Annotated in this window: 14 protein-coding genes; 2 read left to right on the plus strand and 12 right to left on the minus strand. The window is 60.7% G+C overall.

All coding sequences use genetic code 11. From position 1 onward, the window contains the following. Positions 1-380 precede the first annotated feature (380 nt). Complete coding sequence (locus ACZ41G_RS07570; RefSeq protein WP_464146272.1) at positions 381-1,262, plus strand: ADP-ribosylglycohydrolase family protein; 882 nt, start codon at positions 381-383, stop codon at positions 1,260-1,262. A gap of 211 nt (positions 1,263-1,473) precedes the next feature. Here the strand turns inward: ACZ41G_RS07570 and ACZ41G_RS07575 are convergent, their stop codons facing one another. The 5 genes from ACZ41G_RS07575 to ACZ41G_RS07595 form a co-directional block, all read right to left on the minus strand. Next, complete coding sequence (locus ACZ41G_RS07575) at positions 1,474-2,133, minus strand: Crp/Fnr family transcriptional regulator (protein ID WP_464145156.1); 660 nt, start codon at positions 2,131-2,133, stop codon at positions 1,474-1,476. A gap of 534 nt (positions 2,134-2,667) precedes the next feature. Beyond that, positions 2,668-2,976 carry an iron-sulfur cluster repair di-iron protein, ric gene (locus ACZ41G_RS07580; protein ID WP_464145157.1) on the minus strand — a complete coding sequence of 103 codons (309 nt, stop codon included), beginning with the start codon at positions 2,974-2,976 and terminating at the stop codon, positions 2,668-2,670. A 110-nt stretch (positions 2,977-3,086) separates the two neighbouring features. Continuing rightward, positions 3,087-3,323, minus strand: coding sequence for a heavy-metal-associated domain-containing protein (locus tag ACZ41G_RS07585; protein WP_321046308.1), 237 nt, complete (start codon positions 3,321-3,323; stop codon positions 3,087-3,089). 69 nt (positions 3,324-3,392) lie between these two features. Continuing rightward, positions 3,393-5,468, minus strand: a complete 2,076-nt coding sequence (locus ACZ41G_RS07590; RefSeq protein WP_464145159.1) for a heavy metal translocating P-type ATPase — start codon at positions 5,466-5,468, stop codon at positions 3,393-3,395. A 452-nt stretch (positions 5,469-5,920) separates the two neighbouring features. Next, entirely contained in the window at positions 5,921-6,541 is a 621-nt protein-coding gene (locus ACZ41G_RS07595) for a rhomboid family intramembrane serine protease (protein WP_029575694.1), read from the minus strand. A 352-nt stretch (positions 6,542-6,893) separates the two neighbouring features. Between ACZ41G_RS07595 and ACZ41G_RS07600 the strand changes: the two genes are divergently transcribed. Next, positions 6,894-7,148 carry a hypothetical protein gene (locus tag ACZ41G_RS07600; protein ID WP_338022561.1) on the plus strand — a complete coding sequence of 85 codons (255 nt, stop codon included), beginning with the start codon at positions 6,894-6,896 and terminating at the stop codon, positions 7,146-7,148. 481 nt (positions 7,149-7,629) lie between these two features. On the opposite strand, the gene ACZ41G_RS07605 is transcribed toward ACZ41G_RS07600, so the two are convergent. From ACZ41G_RS07605 to ACZ41G_RS07635, 7 genes are all read right to left on the minus strand, one after another. Beyond that, on the minus strand, positions 7,630-8,484 hold the full coding sequence (locus ACZ41G_RS07605) for a class C sortase (protein WP_160249010.1): 855 nt from the start codon (positions 8,482-8,484) through the stop codon (positions 7,630-7,632). Then, positions 8,475-9,176 carry an HTH domain-containing protein gene (locus ACZ41G_RS07610; RefSeq protein WP_464145160.1) on the minus strand — a complete coding sequence of 234 codons (702 nt, stop codon included), beginning with the start codon at positions 9,174-9,176 and terminating at the stop codon, positions 8,475-8,477. Before ACZ41G_RS07610 ends, ACZ41G_RS07605 begins: the two co-directional genes overlap by 10 nt. 226 nt (positions 9,177-9,402) lie before the next feature. Beyond that, a complete protein-coding gene (locus ACZ41G_RS07615) occupies positions 9,403-11,067 on the minus strand; it encodes an isopeptide-forming domain-containing fimbrial protein (RefSeq protein WP_464145161.1) in 1,665 nt (554 codons plus the stop codon). A gap of 237 nt (positions 11,068-11,304) precedes the next feature. Further along, a complete protein-coding gene (locus tag ACZ41G_RS07620; RefSeq protein ID WP_464145163.1) occupies positions 11,305-13,350 on the minus strand; it encodes a DUF7604 domain-containing protein in 2,046 nt (681 codons plus the stop codon). Positions 13,351-13,921: 571 nt separating this feature from the next. Then, on the minus strand, positions 13,922-14,185 hold the full coding sequence (locus ACZ41G_RS07625) for an acylphosphatase (RefSeq protein ID WP_412171458.1): 264 nt from the start codon (positions 14,183-14,185) through the stop codon (positions 13,922-13,924). A 62-nt stretch (positions 14,186-14,247) separates the two neighbouring features. Then, positions 14,248-15,078 carry a YggS family pyridoxal phosphate-dependent enzyme gene (locus ACZ41G_RS07630; protein ID WP_033507130.1) on the minus strand — a complete coding sequence of 277 codons (831 nt, stop codon included), beginning with the start codon at positions 15,076-15,078 and terminating at the stop codon, positions 14,248-14,250. Positions 15,079-15,141: 63 nt separating this feature from the next. Next, the gene (locus tag ACZ41G_RS07635) at positions 15,142-16,239 is read right to left on the minus strand and encodes a glutamyl-Q tRNA(Asp) synthetase (RefSeq protein WP_464145165.1); all 1,098 of its coding nucleotides are present in this window, start codon (positions 16,237-16,239) and stop codon (positions 15,142-15,144) included. Between the last annotated feature and the right edge of the window lie 114 nt (positions 16,240-16,353).

A 16,353-nucleotide genomic window follows, 5' to 3' on the forward strand; every position in this document is an offset into this window, starting at 1 on the left:
GCCGTAGCCCGCTCTGCCAAATGACTCGTTCATCATGAACTCCTCCTCGAGTGGTTTGTTCGTTTCCCTCGTGCTCTTATACCTTTCTTGGTACTCGGCATCGCACATGGGTGCGCATCCCATTTTCGGCCTGGACATGCCATTATCGGCAACTGTCTGTATCGGCGTGTCGCGGCGATACGATGATACTCAATCCGGTTGCGAACCACCGCACTCGGAAGTAACGATGGTGCCCCACAAAGAAGGGGCGCAGGCAAGGGAACTGCGAGAATACGGCAGACCAGAATCGGCCAACACAGAAGGGAAAGATGATGGTTCAGCACACAATCCGGCATTGGGGTAAGCCGGCAGATGGGTCCGCGCGGACGCTGCGAGACGCCATGTATGGGGAAGCTGTCGGCGATGCATTGGGTGTCCCATTCGAGTTCAGGGCTCGCGGTACTTTCACATGCACAGGCATGGCATGGGACCGCGCGAATGGAAGCGTCGAAGTCGGAGGTGGAGTTGGGGCTTGGCACCAGCCCGTCGGCACATGGAGCGATGACACCGGGATGGCCTTGGCAACCTGTGATTCGTTGCGGGAGCTCGGCAGAGTGGACGTTGCGGATATGCGTGACAAGTTCATACGGTGGCGCGACAGCCAGGACTACAACGTTGACCGGCGATTCGACATAGGCGGTGCTACAGCGAGCGCACTCGCGAGCGGGCACGGATTGGCGGGCGAGCGCGACAACGGCAACGGCTCGCTCATGCGCATCGTCCCGCTGGCGTTCACGGATGCCGCCGACGACGAAATCCGCTCAGTGAGCGCGATTACGCACGCTCATCCGATAAGTTGCGAAGCATGCGTCACATACGTGCGGTATGCGCGGCTGTTGCGGGATGGTGCGTCACCGCTCGAAGCGTTGGATGACAAACGAGTCGCATACGGTTTGAGCGGAGTCGCTTCTAGAACCACCGCAGGAGTAGGGGCTGATGATTTGACGATCATCCCCAAACTGAATCGAAAGGACGTTGCATCCAGCGGTTTTGTTGTCGACACCTTGGTGGCTGCGATCTGGTGTCTGGCCACCACCACGAGGTATGCGGATTGCGTGCTTGAAGCGGTCAATCTGGGAGAAGACACCGATACTACTGCTGCGGTCGCGGGTGGCCTTGCAGGCATCGTCTACGGTATGGACGCGATTCCGGATGAATGGCTGCATCTGCTGCGCGGCAAGGATGTGATTGACCGTTGCATCAATCTTCGAGAAGACAACTGAACAGTGTGAATCGGCTTGCTTTACCGGTTGCGGCCTATCTGGAATGGGGTTGGCGATTCCACCGGCATGAGGGTCGAGATATATAGCGGGTATCAGGATGTCATGGATAACCCCGACATCTTGATCCCGGGTGTCTCGGGCATCCTAGTCATCTCAGCCCCCTGATATTCCGGGCACCTCGAATATCTCAGATAAGCACTTCCTGCCCTCGTTAAATCTCTTCGAGCTGCTGCGAAGACAGGATGACCACGTCTCGACGTTGCCTCGCGATGATACGTCGATCTTCCAGGTATCGAAGCTTACGCGACAGTGTTTCCGGCGTGGTACCCAGATATGACGCAAGTTCCTTCATCGTCATCGGTATTCGGACACGCCGTGAGCCACCGGCGCTTTTCAACAGGTCAAGCAGATACGACGCAAGACGTTCCTCGACTCGCCCCATCGTGAGAAACTGCGTCTGTTCTTCCACCCTCACCATTTTGCTGGCGATGGTGGAGAGCAGTCGGATACTCAGCTGCGGATGCGCGTCCAAAAGACGCATAAAATCCCGGCGCAGCAGGACGCACACCATGGTGTCGGCGAGCGCTTCCCCGTACAGGTTCTGGTTGCTGGCACCGAACAGCTGGCTCTCGCCTTCGTAGCCGCCTGGTTCAATCACTCTTAACAGTTGTTCACGACCATTGGAGGTGATTCTATAGACCTTCATGCTTCCCCTAGCCACGATACTCAATTGAGGATCGGAGTGCGGGGAGAAAACAATATCGCCCTTATGAAAGGCGCGGAACTTGGTACTCCGTTGAATATTCAGCTGGTCTTCACCGCTGAGGTCTTGAAATAGCGGTACCAGTTGCACACACAAGTCTTGAGGCATGATATCGTCTCCTTCCCTTCATCGTGTGAGCCACTACCATGCAAGCTTCCTTGAGAACTGACAAGGATAACCTTCGACACGAAGCATCTTCGTGAGGCGGGTCCCATGCGATCATCTCACACGGTCGTTCTGCACACCATCCTCACGGGATGGACTGGCAGACCAGCCTGCGTGAAGGCCCGGACGATGCGCACAATCGTTCTGCAAAGCCGCCATCACGGGGCAGTCCTCACACTACCGTCCTTGCGAAGCCAGCCTCATGACCGGCACTGGAACATTCCAATGGCGGACTATGAATGGCAGACGACGAATAGCAGACCATGAATGGCAGGCCATGAATACCGAACCGCGCTCACGAGACCACTCGCCTTGGACTGTTTACCGTTCAGGCTTGTTTACCGCGCACGTCCCTCGTCCGGGGATTCGCAGATGCGGTCCGGCATTCGCTGGAAGAGGCGAGGGTCGCCTTCCCTCGTCCGGGGATTGACAGATGCAATTGTTCATTGGCTGGGCAAGGCTTTGCCCATCGTGCGGTCATCTTCCTTCGTTCGCGGATTCGTAGATGCGATGCGCTTCCTCGAGCATACGGTAAGTTGCCGCAAGTGTGGGGCAAGTATCATCTGGAATCGTGTAGCCATTGGTAAGACTCCTGATTCGCGCGAGCTCGTCGCCGATCCGGGGCTGCGCACCATTCGCCAACGCAATCCGATCCCGAATGGTTTCGTAACGCTTGCGTATCTCGAACACTTCAGGATGATGCGTTCCATGCGCGCGCGTGATGGCGAGCGTACCCAAGTCAAGCTGCTCTGCATGGTCTGCGAGAAAGTCGGTGAATGCTGTCATAACTGTCCTTTCAAGTGGCTGAATTCATCGGTTCCGTGTGACTCATCCGATGGTGATGACGTGCATGCGTAATGGCACGGCAACGTCGAGCACCATACGTTTGTCGCTTATCACCGTTGCACCGCGGTTCGAGTGGAAAGCACAGGATATCCGACCTTTTCGATGGCGTGTGCAACAGTTTGTGCATCGGTGAGATCCTCGTCAAACCGGAACGTCACTTTGCTGTTCGCAAACGAGACGTGCACAGTATCCTGGTCGACTCCCGGCACGTTGCGTGCGGCAGCTTCGATCTTGAGCATGCACGACGGGCAGGTGAGCGTATCCAGTTTCATCGTTGCGGTGTTCATCTTGGTATCTCCTTTCATGCCGGTGGTGTTCACCGACCGGTATCCCCGGCTGGCAGCCGGGACCATTGGCTATGCCACCACGGTATCGATAACGGACCGTGGCTGTCCTTGATAGGCATCAAGTTTTCTGATATTCCAGTGACGGGTTCCATGATTTCCGCCAGTCCGGTAACGCAGCTGTCGCATGCCGTTGAGAATGACCGCCAGTACACTCGCCTCGTGGACGAACATGCCCACGGCCATGGTGAGCCACGTGGTGAGCACCAGCCCGGACAGCAATAGCGCTACCGTACCCACTGCAATCGCAATGTTCTCGTGCATGTTGCGTACCGTATGCTTCGCCAGGCCGTACGCGTGCGGCAGACGCGAGAAGTCGGAATCAGCGAGGACCACATCCGAGGTGTCAATAGCCACGTCGGCGCCATTTCCCATAGCGATGCCCACGTCCGCGAGCGCGAGGGACGGGCTGTCATTGATGCCATCGCCGACAAACACCACACGGTGCCCATCGTCGCGCAAACCGGAAATGACCGCAGCCTTCTCATCGGGCAGCAAGCCACCGATCGCGCGGTCGAAACCGAGTTTCGCCGTCATGAGATCGACAGCACGCTGATTGTCCCCTGAAAGCAACACGATGGTTTTCGCGCCGAGACGACGCAGCCGTGCGATGTCTTCCGCCACGCCTGAGCGCAGACGATCGCGGATCCCAAGCAGTAAACGGATACTGCCATCGACGGCCACAGCCACAAGCGAATCACCCTGCATTTCAAGCTCACCGGCATCCTCACGCATACTGGAAGTGAGTACTATGCCATCGGCTTCCAGAAAGCGCGGACTGCCAACGAGAATCCGATGATTGTCATGTACGGCGCTGATACCGCCGCCCGTCACGACCGACACTTCGTCCACCTGTGGGACAGGAATATCGCCGAAATGCTGCACGATGGCTTTGGCAAGCGGATGTTGAGACTGTGATTCAACCCCGACAAGGTACCGCACGACATCATCATGGGCTGGACCCGAACCAGCATCAAGAGCACTCGCATCGCGAACGGAAGAATCGCGCGCCGCTACGTCTTTCGTTTCCTCGAAACCGCCAATATGCGCTCCGCCAGCCCCATTTCCCGTATCGTTTGCGACCGGCGTACCGTCATCGTCGTAGCGTCTCACATCCGTCACCTGCGGCACGCCGACCGTAATCGTGCCGGTCTTATCGAACACAAACGTGTCGGCGGAGCTCAACCGGTGCGTCACCTCGCTGCCTTTGATGAGCACGCCGTGGCGCGCGCCGTTGCCGATACCTGCCATATTCGACACGGGTACGCCGATGACGAGCGCGCCGGGGCAGCCGAGCACAAGCATGGTGATCGCAAGATCGACACGACGCGTCACCAGGCCAACAATAACGGCGATAATGAGCACCGCCGGCGTGTAATACGTGGCGAAGCGGTCGATGAAGCGTTCCTCCTTGGATTTGGAGTCCTGCGCGTTTTCGACGAGCTCGATGATCCTGCCGAACGTGGTGTCCTCACCCACCATGTCGGCGCGGATGGTCAGCATGCCATCATCGAGCAGGGTGCCGGCGGAGGCGCTCGACCCCGCGGCCTTGTCAACCAGGATAGGCTCGCCGGTAATCGCGGATTCGTTGACGAGCCCAGTGCCCGACATCACGGTTCCATCGACGGGAATACGATCACCGGTCGTGACCTTGACAATGTCGCCGACATGCACATCGTCGACCGGAACGGTTTCGAAAGTGCCGTCGGCTTGTCGGACCGCGGCGGATTGCGGCGCCATATCGATGAGAGCGCTGATTGCCGAGCGCGTCTGGTTCAACGTGTATCGCTCGATCTGCCCGCCGACGAGGAACAGGAATGTGACAATGGCTGATTCGTCCCAGCTGCCGATGAGGAAAGCACCGAACACGGCGATGCTCACGAGCACGTCAATGGACATGACCCTGACGCGCAACGCCTGCACCGCCTGGATGAGAATGGGCAGCACGCCGATAATCGATGCGATGATGAACGCCGCGGCGTAGGCCGGCTGCGAGTGGAAGGCGAAACGTGCGACCAGGCCGGCGGCGATGAGCACGCCACTGATGATGGTGAGCTGCGGCTTGTGCCGCAGGATGAAGCTCTGCATGGGCGGGGCCTCCTTTCGTGGTGTCTTTCGTGTTGTCTGATGGTGCCCAAGATACGGGCGACGCGCCGGGAAAACATTGACTGCCGGCAAGTTCGGGAAATTCTTTTGGGATTGTTGAGAGGGGCGGAGCGAGGCTGGTAGAGCGGTGCTGTGAGGTTCGAAGCGTCCAGCGCCCTTCGCGCCGGAAGTCTTCCCCACCCGTCTATACGGACACCCGCGCGATTCCGCCGGCGTAAAGGCAAAACCGCATGATTCCGCGATTTTCCAGTATCCGCATGTGTTCGATACGACGCGCTAACACCTGTCTGCCGGTTTGTGGGGTCCCACGTCGGGAGACGCCGACGCAATTGCAACGTTTTTGGGCCTCGTATACTCGCCCCACCCCCGGAAAACGACCGGGTAATCCGCCGGGCGACCACCCGGGCGTAAGGCGATGAGCCGCCCGCGCCGCATCACCGTGCAAACAGCACGGCAAAATACGCCAGCGTGACCACGACGCCGCCGATCAGACCGCCCAGATGGGCCCACATGTTGATTTCCTTATTCGTCAGGCCTGGTGCGATGCACAACGCCACGTTGAGCAGCACCGCTTTGAAGTCAAGGAACTGGTTGAGCCCGGGGACGAATAGCATCGCCACATAGACGCCCAACAGACCGCATATCGCACCGGAAGCCCCTGCGGACACCACATAGTATTCGCCGCGGGATTTCTGGACCCGCCATGTCAGCAAGTTGCCGCACAATCCGGAGACGAAATACACCACCAGCATGAAGAGGGACCCGCCTAGCAGCCCCGAGCCGAATATCCGTTCAACCAGCACGCCCAAATTGAACAGGGAGAGCATATTACACGCCAAGTGGGTGATGCCGAAATGCACGAACATCGATGTGATCATGCGCCACCATTGGCCATGTTCGAGGTCCCAGACCGTCATCGCACCGAACCGGCGGGCGACGTCGATATTCGTGCTGCCGCCGGAGACGGTTTCGATGATGAACACGATGACGTTGATTGCAATCAGAACGAATGTCGCCGGGGCGATGGTCGCCGCCGTCTGGGCAATGGTGTCCATCGTGGGTCTCCTTCACTACGCGTTTCACCGCAACGGTCCATTACCGGAGCGGCGCGCCCCGTTCCGTACCCTCGGATTTCAGGGACCGCCGGCATTTTCCGACTGCGGATATCTCGGTTGCGGATACCTCGACTGTACCGCCGGGCGGGGTCAAGGAACGGGCGGGTTGAGCCAGTGCGCCCAGGTCTTGTCCGGACTCAAACCACAGCAAAAGTCGCTGTGATTATGCCACCGCGAACTTCCCGACGCGGGAGTACAGTGTCTTGCACGTCACCGCTTGACGTGCAGGCCATCCACACCCGTGTCGGCAACGCGAACGGGGATCGTCCAAGGTACAGGGAAGGAGGACGCCATGAACCGTCCGGTCATCTACACCGATTTCGATGGCGTCCTCAATGCCTTCCCCGACAGCAAGATCCAACGCCGCGGCGGAGTGGGGCACACCGGGTGGCTCAAGCCCGACGACCCACGCGCGTCCCTATACAGCAGTGACCACGCGTTTCCGCTGACCGGCAATCTTGTGGTCGAGGTGCCGCCCGGCAGATACCGTCTCCGCTGGTCACGCGAGCTGGCTGACGGGTTTCACAAACTCGCCGTCGCGGCATAGTCGAACTGGCCTGGCTGACCACCCGGCAGCCGTATTGCGTCAACACTCTCGACCCTGCGCTCGGCTGGAATCCGGACATCGTACATACCGTACGCTGGTACAATCCCGTCACCAATCAGGGACGATTCTCCGGCAAACTCGACACGATATTCTCCCGCCTGCGCTTCGAAACCTACCAGGAAGACCCGTCGCCAATCATTTGGCTTGATGACAAGGAATGCTACCCCGCGCGAGCCAAGTACATCGAAACATGGAAGCCGGCGGCGCCCCTGCTGATGATCCGCCCGGACGAGCGCATCGGCATCTCACGCAGACAATGGCTGCTGATCCAAGATTTCATCCACCATCCGGACGAGTACCCGCCCGTCACCCTTGACGAGGAGCCAACCATCCGCGCCCACGCAATGCATCACGGCTTATAACACCGCTTCTCCGCCTGATACTCGCGTTCCCGGCAGATTAGCGTATGCACGCTTCATATTCATCGCATCCGCTCCCGCCGGCGACGCCATACGCCGTATCCGACACCCACGCCGACAACAAGACCCGCCGCGGCGAGCGCACTCCAACGAAGTACACGCGCCGTCGCCCCTTGCGACGATGACGGCATGTCATCCCCATCCCGGGCAGAAGAGGCGTTTGGCACACGTACCCCAGAAACCAGCAGACGATGCGTATTGACGCCATAGGGCGTGCAGGTCATCAGCGTCACACGATCCTCAGTGCCGGAGATCCGTAATATCGCAGTGTCTTCCGGCTTGATCACCGTCACCCGGTCGACGCGGTAGGCCATGGTCGCGCCAAGCACCGTCAAGGAAAAACGGTCACCGACAGCCATCTCATCAAGCCTGGTGAACATGGATGCCCCGGCAAGCCCGCGATGGGCGGTAATCACCGCATGGGTCGATGTGCCGCCCACCGGCAGGCTTGTCCCCATCAGATGCCCGGCACCGGCGGACAACACATCCGATGACGTGCCGTGCCTGATTGGCAGATGGACCCCTATCGACGGAATCGAAATGACGCCCATCACTCCGTCCGGGGTTGCAAGCGCCGACCGGTACGCTTCGGCGGCATGACTGTCCGGGGCAACACCGAGTGTCGGCTGTCCGCTTGCCGCCAGCCAACGGTTATATGACTGTGCTTGGGCGAGTGCCCGGTCGCGTTTCGCGCTCGGCCATGCCGCCACGGCACGTTCATGGTCGTTCGCCGCTGCGGCAAGACGTCCCGTTGACCATGCGCGCACAGCCGGCGGGAGCAGAATCAGGCCGATTGCCGCGGCGAGGAGCAGCGCCGCCACGATCCGCATGACGATGATTCGCCGTTTCACCGGCATGCCCCGCATGTGCACGCCGCCCGCATGGCTTCGATGGTCCGCTCGAGGTCCACGATCCGGCGGATTTGCTGGGAAATGAGCAAGTCACGCAAATCTTCCGATTGCCGCCTGTCTGCTTGTGCTTGATGGGCGGCAGACGCGCGGAGATTGGGGGTTGAATTCGAATTTCGGGCAACGCTCATGGGCGATGTTGCCGCCGCCGAAACCATCCGCGTCGAAGATGCGGCAGGCATGGCGGACACACCAGACGCGGACGGAAGACTCGACGCCGCGCTCCTCCTCCCGTTGGCGCCGGCACCCGCCCGCATATGTGTCTGCGCCTGGCGCCAACGGTCGAGATCCCGCTCGTACGCCTCATCTTCAGCAAGCTGTTCAGGCGTCTCCTCCGTGCCGATGTTGCGCCACCGGGCGATGCACCGCTCAATCCGCTTGTATCCGATCAGGGCGGAATCCAAGCCGGCTTCGCGGAAAATCCGCGCCGGCGATTTGCCTTGCCGATATTGGCGCATGCAGACGCGCTTGAACGCTTCCGTATACCGTATTCTGCCTGCACTGACCGCGACTACTGCCGGAAGGGATCGCAGATATCGCAGCTCTTCCGCGGTGAATGTGCCGTCCGGCAGGTCCAGCCGTTGTCGAGCATGGCTGAGTTGTCGCAAAACCAGCAGGCGATGTGGCGCTGTTCGCGTCATCGTCGTCTCCTTTTGTTCACGTTGGTAACGGTGTTCATTTCCGGTTCGGTGCCGGCCGGCGGGGGAAGCCGGCCGGCAACCGCCCCGGAACGGCATTGGGGCAGCATAGTACCTGATGAAGCCTGAATATAAGCCCCGGGCGTACATCCGAACAGCACACCGTGTGCGATTGTGTTCGATTGCATGGCCTCGGCAGCTTCATCGGCTTGGGCCGCCCCGCACGCCATCACATGCGTCGTTCCATCCTGCGGATGATGGCAAGCGAGACGCCGGCAAGCGCCAGAAGCACCGCCGCCGAACCCGCAATCACCATGCCACCTGCCGCACCGGTCAACGGCAGTTCGGTCAACGATTTGACGTTGCGCACCCGGATGGCGCCGTCCTCGTCCGCAGTGACCAAATCATACGGGTCGAGTCCGGTGTCGCTGAAGGTGACGACCGTACGCTGGCCTGTGGCATCGTAGGTGAGTGTCACTTTGAACGAACCGGTCACCTGCGCGGCCCCGTCGGCGACACGGGTCTCACGCACGGTGTACGTGCCGTCCTCCAACCCGGAGAAGGTGACCCGCCCATGCTCATCGACATCCGCCGCATAATCCTTGTTGTGCATCTGCACCGGCTTGCTGTTGTCCGCGTCATACAGCGTGAAACGCGCACCGGTCACGGTGGAGCCGTCCGCGAAATACTTCTCGAATTGGAAGGTGTTGGTGTACACGTTCACTGTGGTGGATTTCCCGGACGCCACGCCACCTACGGTCACTTGGGCGCAGTTACCGGCCACCTGGTCGTCAGCGGCATGGTCGTTCACGGTGGCCTTGTAGGTGACGGTGAACGCTTCTCCCGCGGCGCTTTGCATGGTGTCCAGCACGCTGCGGGCGATGGTGACGGTGAAAGTCGGGGCGGACCCCTCCCCCACACCCTTGCCATCGACGGATTGCTCCGCCGGATCGACGGTGTAGTCGGCGGCCGGCAGGGCAGTGCCGTTCTTGCCGTATGTCACGGTGATATTGCTTTTCGAGGTGTCGATGCTCAACCCGCGACTCGCGTAATCCTCGAACACGTAGGTGAAATCATTGCCCTTGCCGGTCGTCGACGGGACGGTTCCGGTGATGTGGTAGGTTAGCTCGTCGCCCACCCGAACGGTGCCCTGTTGGTCGCCGGTCACGGTTTTCGTCGGTGGGGTGCGATACGCCTCGTTTTTCACGATGACGCTGCCGTCGGTCTTGAAGATATCGTGCTTCGTGCCGACCAGCATGGTCAGCGAGCGCACGGATGCGGGCATGTCCGTAACGCCGTCAGGGAGTTTCGTGGTGACATCGACGATCGCGTACAGTCCACCTTGCAGACCAGTGATAGCCAGAGGGTCTTGCGTTGCAGTGTATTGTGTGCCATTTGTCTTGACATAATCGGCGAGCGCGTCGGCGAACAGGCGCGAACTCGCATCTGCGGCCCACGGGAAGGTGGTGCTCTGGTCGATTGGGGTGCCGCTGACGGCCTGCGCCCACATGAGCGGGTCGGCGCCTTCGGGCGCTTCCTGTTGCAGCGCCGCTTTGATGGCCTCGCGGACCGCGGAGTCGGCTTGGCTTACGGTGGTCAGTTCGGCGGAATCGTCACCGTTGAATGTGGCGATAGGCGCGACGGCGAAGGTATGACCGATGATTTCGCCTCGTGTACCGGCTTGGATGATGATTGATTTGTCGTTTTCCGCCGCAATAGCCGGACTCGGGGTGAGCGCCGCCGTACCGAGCCCGATGATGCCGAGCAACGCCACGCCCACCGCTGCAATCGAGCGAATCGGCGATGGCTTGTCTCCCGACGACGATGATGGATGGCTTGTTCTGGACGAGGCCTTGTTCCAGGCCTGCGAAACGATATGTATCAGGGATGTCATGATTCCTCCTCCTGCGGTGTGTTGCTAGTCACGGTGGGCGTGAACTTGAATATGATCTGGGCTACAGCGGTGTGCATCCGTGCTGCGGCGGCGAGCGTGGGGCGCCGGATTGGCGTTCCCGACCGGCGTGAAACGCATGGTTCTCATATATTCGGCTCTTTGTGGCCATCCGGCTCAGCGCACTGAGCGCACTCGCCAGGTGAATCGGACGAATCTGGCGTATCGGACGAATCTGGTTCATCGGACGCTCCTTTCGGCGACGCGCCTGCGGGAACGCTTCAGAATCCACACGCCTGTTCCGGCGAGCGGCAATCCGACGGCAAATGTCAGCCAAGGACGGTCCAGATGGATACCGGAGGCGCCGGTAAGCGGAATCTGGTCAGCGAGAGCGAGGGACGCGGTGTTGACTATCGTGCAGGTGGCGTGCATGCCGGGCGCGATTGCCACATCACCTTCGGACGAGACGCTGAGCGGGTTGCCAGCGGCATCCGCGCATGCCCAGCTGCCGGACTCGTATCGCGCGTAATTCTGGTATGGTTTGCCGTCTACGGTGTAGTCGTCATTGTGCGTTTCCGCCAGACGGTAGGTTCCCGGTTCGACCGTCTTCGCGGGCAACGCAGCGGTATGCTCGTTCTCGGGTTCGGATGGCGCGGCCGGACTGATTCCGCTTCCGCTCGCCGCATCCCCAGATGACGCTCCCGGTTGTGGGGCGGAGGCGGAGACCAACGATGCCGACAGATTCCAGGCGGCCGGCTGCGCGGGAGTGTAGGCGGTCGCGTTGGTGTTGTCCACGGTTTTTACGAGCGTCAAACTCGGCGCAGCGACCTGTACGACCGGCCTCGCGTATGCCGCGGTCAGTTCGTCGGACACGCTTTCCTCGCTGCTATCCCCGCTGACGGTGAGCGTGACAGTCTTGTAGCGCAACAGTGCCGAGCCTTCCGCATTCGAGAAGAATCCGGGCTGCCCGGAGCTTGTAGCGTTGCCGGGAGCATCGGTCAGTTCGTCTCCGGTGTCCGGGTACTTGCCTGTTTCGATGAAACTCCGGTATGCCGCCGCGGTCGGTGTGATGTCAATGGATACACGGTAGGTGGTTTCCGGGTCCAAGGTCTTACCATCGGGCATGTGCAAGGTCAGGGTCCCCGTCGTCTGGTCGAAGGCGGCAACCATGCCGTCGGTGGATACCGCCGAGCCGTCCGCCTTGCTGGCGCTGATCTGCGGGGTGACCACCGCGTCGGCACCGGTGGCGGGCGACCCGTCGTCGTCCAACGCGACCACCCATGAGGACAGGGTGTCGCTGATACTCACATCACGGTATCGGATGGTGGATGTGATGATCATCGCGATATCGTCGAAGGCATCCGCAAGACTGTCCGGATCCGTGCCCGAATAATGGACACCGTTGGCCGCAGTCGCCAACGCCGCCATATTCGTCTCCGCGGCTTTGCCGGCGCTCACCGTGAACAGGGCCGTCCCGTCCGCACGCTTGTTGGACTCCGCGACGGCCGCATCGAAGCAGCGGCCGTCAGGATCGGAGCTGCCGTTGCCGTAGACGCCGTACCGGTTGTTCCAGTCATCGCCGCCCATGGCAGACGTGCGGAAGGTTGGCGAGCCGTCTGAAAGCATAACGATATATCGGCGATCGGCAGTACTGCCGTTCAGCAGGGTGTTCGCGGCATGCATGCCGGCCTCCCAGTTCGTGCCACCGCCGGTGGACGATGACGCATCCAGCCCTTCAAGCGCCGTGGACAGCGCGGCCGCGTCGCCGGTCCATTGGCTGCCATTCATGGGGACGATACTTGCGTTGGTATCAAAATCAACCAACGCGATGCGCACATTGCCGCCGATTGACGGGTCGAGTAGCGTCGCGGCGAGCCGTTGCGCCGCCTGCGTGACCACCTGCCATCGGGTCAGGCACGTGCTTGGCCAGTGGCAGTCAGGATCCTCATGTTCCGCCATACTGCCCGAGGAATCCAGCACAAGAACCACATCGGCGCTTTTATGATCGACGCTGCCGCTGGTGCTCTCTGCACCGGTAACGCTCAATGTGAGCCGATACCGCTCATCGTCGAGGCGTTCGATGGTTTTTGTGTGCTCCGGTTCAGGAAGTTGCGCAGTCGCGCGGTCTGCCGCGGGGCGTGCCGTCGGTTGCGCGCCTGCCTGTCGGGAATCGGCCTGTGCCGCGCTTGTTTGCGCCGAACTGACCATCGCCGATTCGGCCTGTGCCGAGCCGGCCCGTTCAGCGGCATTCACGGACGCTTCACCCGGCAGCGCCCAAACCGCCATTGCAAATAATGTCAATACGCATACCACGAATGCACAGATGGCGCGATACCGATAATCTGCACGCCGGCTATGCTTCGCGATTCCCGTCGTATCGCCATCCCGTCGTCGTGTCATGGCTCCTCGCTTTCCCTCCTCAGACGCGGCTTCCGTGCCGGAGACCGCCCGTTCAGTGGTCGATAGCGGCAGTGTAAAATCCGCGCCACGCTGCGCGGAACCCCCATATTCACCCCGAATCATGGGGACGGGGAGACTTCTCCCCCGTCAGACTTGCCCACTGGCATGGTTCTGGCGACTTGCGATACTCCCCCGTTCACCCCTTGATTCCGCGGATTTTTCCCCTATCTCACGTATTTGTCCGAATCTTGGACACTCAGTGACTCGGAAGATCTCATGCTGGTCAAGGACTCACCGAAAGCTGGGTGCGCGATGACAAACAGACACGCCAATACAACGGCGTCGCCGGCGCCTGCGCTCGCAACGCCCATGGCCGCACAACGCCACATTTCCCATCAATCTTGATCATGGTCGGCAACTGAAGACGGCACGCACGGCCGCAACACAACACCGAAAATCATCGATCAGAACGGGCGGAAAAATCCCTCTCTCCCGACACCAGCGGCACGACATCGATATCGACATGCTCGACACGGCTCCAGCGTGGGCCTGCTTCCACCGCACGCTCAAAACGTTCCAGGCCAATCCCTTCGCCCTGCGCCTCAAGCTCGACCGAGCCGTCCATACGATTGCGCACCCAGCCGGTCAGCCCGTACCGACGCGCCGCCATCACCGTGAAATAGCGGAATCCCACGCCTTGCACCATGCCGGTCACCAGCATATGCACACGTGAATACGATGAGGGTCTGTCCGTCTGCGACGCCATACCGAACCGACCTGGAATCAGATGAACGCGCGCGGGCCGAAAATTGCGGTCCCCACGCGCACGATGGTCGATCCTTCGGCGATAGCGAGCGCCATATCGTTCGTCATGCCCATCGACAGCTCGTGACAGTGCGCTGTACCGGGCGTACCGGCGTGCAAAATCCAATCGCGTGTCTCGCGCAAGTGAGCAAAGCCACGGCGGATCACCGCTTCGTCGTCCACGTGGGCGCCGATAGTCATGAGGCCTTGCAAATCAAGGCCTTCGAGCGTTCCGATCTGCTGGGCAAGATCGACGGCCTGAGCCGGGTCACACCCCGACTTCGATTCTTCACCGGACTCGTTGACTTCCAGCAGCACGCCGGCGGTGATGCCGCGCGCGACAGCGCGACGGGCGATTTTCTGTGCGAGATCAAGCGAATCAACGGATTCGATGGTTTCAACCACCGGCAGCACCTTGCCGATTTTGTTGCTTTGCAACTGGCCGATGAGATGGAAGGGGATGTGATGCTCGGGATCGTCATCGTGCATATTCCCTTCACCGGCGGCCGCGCCCAGCGAAAAACCGCGCGCGGCGCACTGTCGGGCAAGTCCTTCGGCCTTGGCGACGACCTCCTGCGGGCGGTTCTCACCGATCATACGGATACCGGCATCGATGGCGGCCATGATCTCGCCGACATCACGCGTTTTCGTGGCGGCGAGCAACCTGACTGAACCCGGCTCTCTGCCGGCCTCCATCTCCGCCTGGGCGATGCGATCCAGCACGCGATGCACGCCGTCCGCAATCTGTTGCGCCCGGCCCTCGTCAATGGTCTCGTTCGCCAGATCCTTGTGATCCATATACGCTGTCATGCATGCCTCACATCCGCCCGCGGACACGGCTCGCCCCCGCAGGTTGTCCTGTTTTCCTGGTTCTCATCGTAGTAGGTCTTGTGTATCGCAGCGATGATCGTTCCGATGCTCGGCGATGATGTTCCACGTGAAACCATCGAGCAGGTCGGAGGGACGGCAAGGCACAGGCTGCGGCAGCAGCCCCAGCATCCACGCGCAATAGCCGATGATGCGTTCGGAGCTTACGCCTTCCTCGCGCAGCACGCCCAGATCGAGGGCACGATCGCGCTTGGCCAGACGCTTGCCGGAAATGTCGTCGACCAACGGCAGATGCGCGAACTGCGGTATTGGTGCGGTTGCGGGCGATGCGGCGGGAGATGTCTGCGCCGGCGAGACGCTTTCCAACGCGCGGCGAATCCACAACTGAATCGCCGTGGACCGCAGCAAATCGCGCCCACGCACAATCTGGGTGACGCCCATATCGAAATCATCGATACTGACAACGAACTGATACGCGAACAGCCCGTCAGAACGCCGGATGACGACATCGCCGACCTGCCGCCCCAGATTGATGCGTTGCGGGCCGAACACCTCATCGTCGAAAACGATCGCGCCAGCGGGGTTGGCTCGCTCGGGCACCGCAATACGCCAGGAATGGCGGTCGCCGCGGTCAATACGGGTGTTGCGCTCGGCGGCAGACAAGCGACGGCACGTTCCCGGGTAGATGATGAAGCCGTCGCCCTCGTTCGGGGCGGATGCGGCGCGGATATCGGCGCGCGAGCAGAAACACGGGTAGATGAGCGGCGATTCCTCGTGCGGCTCTACGTTCGAGTCTGGGCACACGCCTGTCTGGGCAGTTAGCCGCAAGATATCGCGCGTCAGGATATCGTCCAGCGTCATACCATGCAGGGCATCAAGTATCTGTCGATATCTGTCAAGTCTTGATGACTGATAGACCGGGTCGCCGTCCCAATCCAGTCCGAGCCAGTGGAGGTCATCCATGATCCACCGGTCGGCATCCCGCACCACGCGCGGGGCGTCGATATCCTCGATTCGCAATATCAGTTTCCCACCGCGGGAATGCACGCCCAGCCAAGCGGCGAGCGCCGCATACGCATTGCCGATATGCATGCGCCCGGTCGGCGATGGCGCCAGACGCCCGATAACCGCTGAATGTTCCACGCTTGCAGTCTATCCGCCCGTGTATCCGGCCGTGCAGCCCTTGTCGCCCGATCTGTCGCCGGGTCCGCACGGAACGCATGGAACGCACGGTCCGTTCAATCCATCCAGTGGAAC

Source organism: Bifidobacterium porcinum (assembly GCF_055378475.1).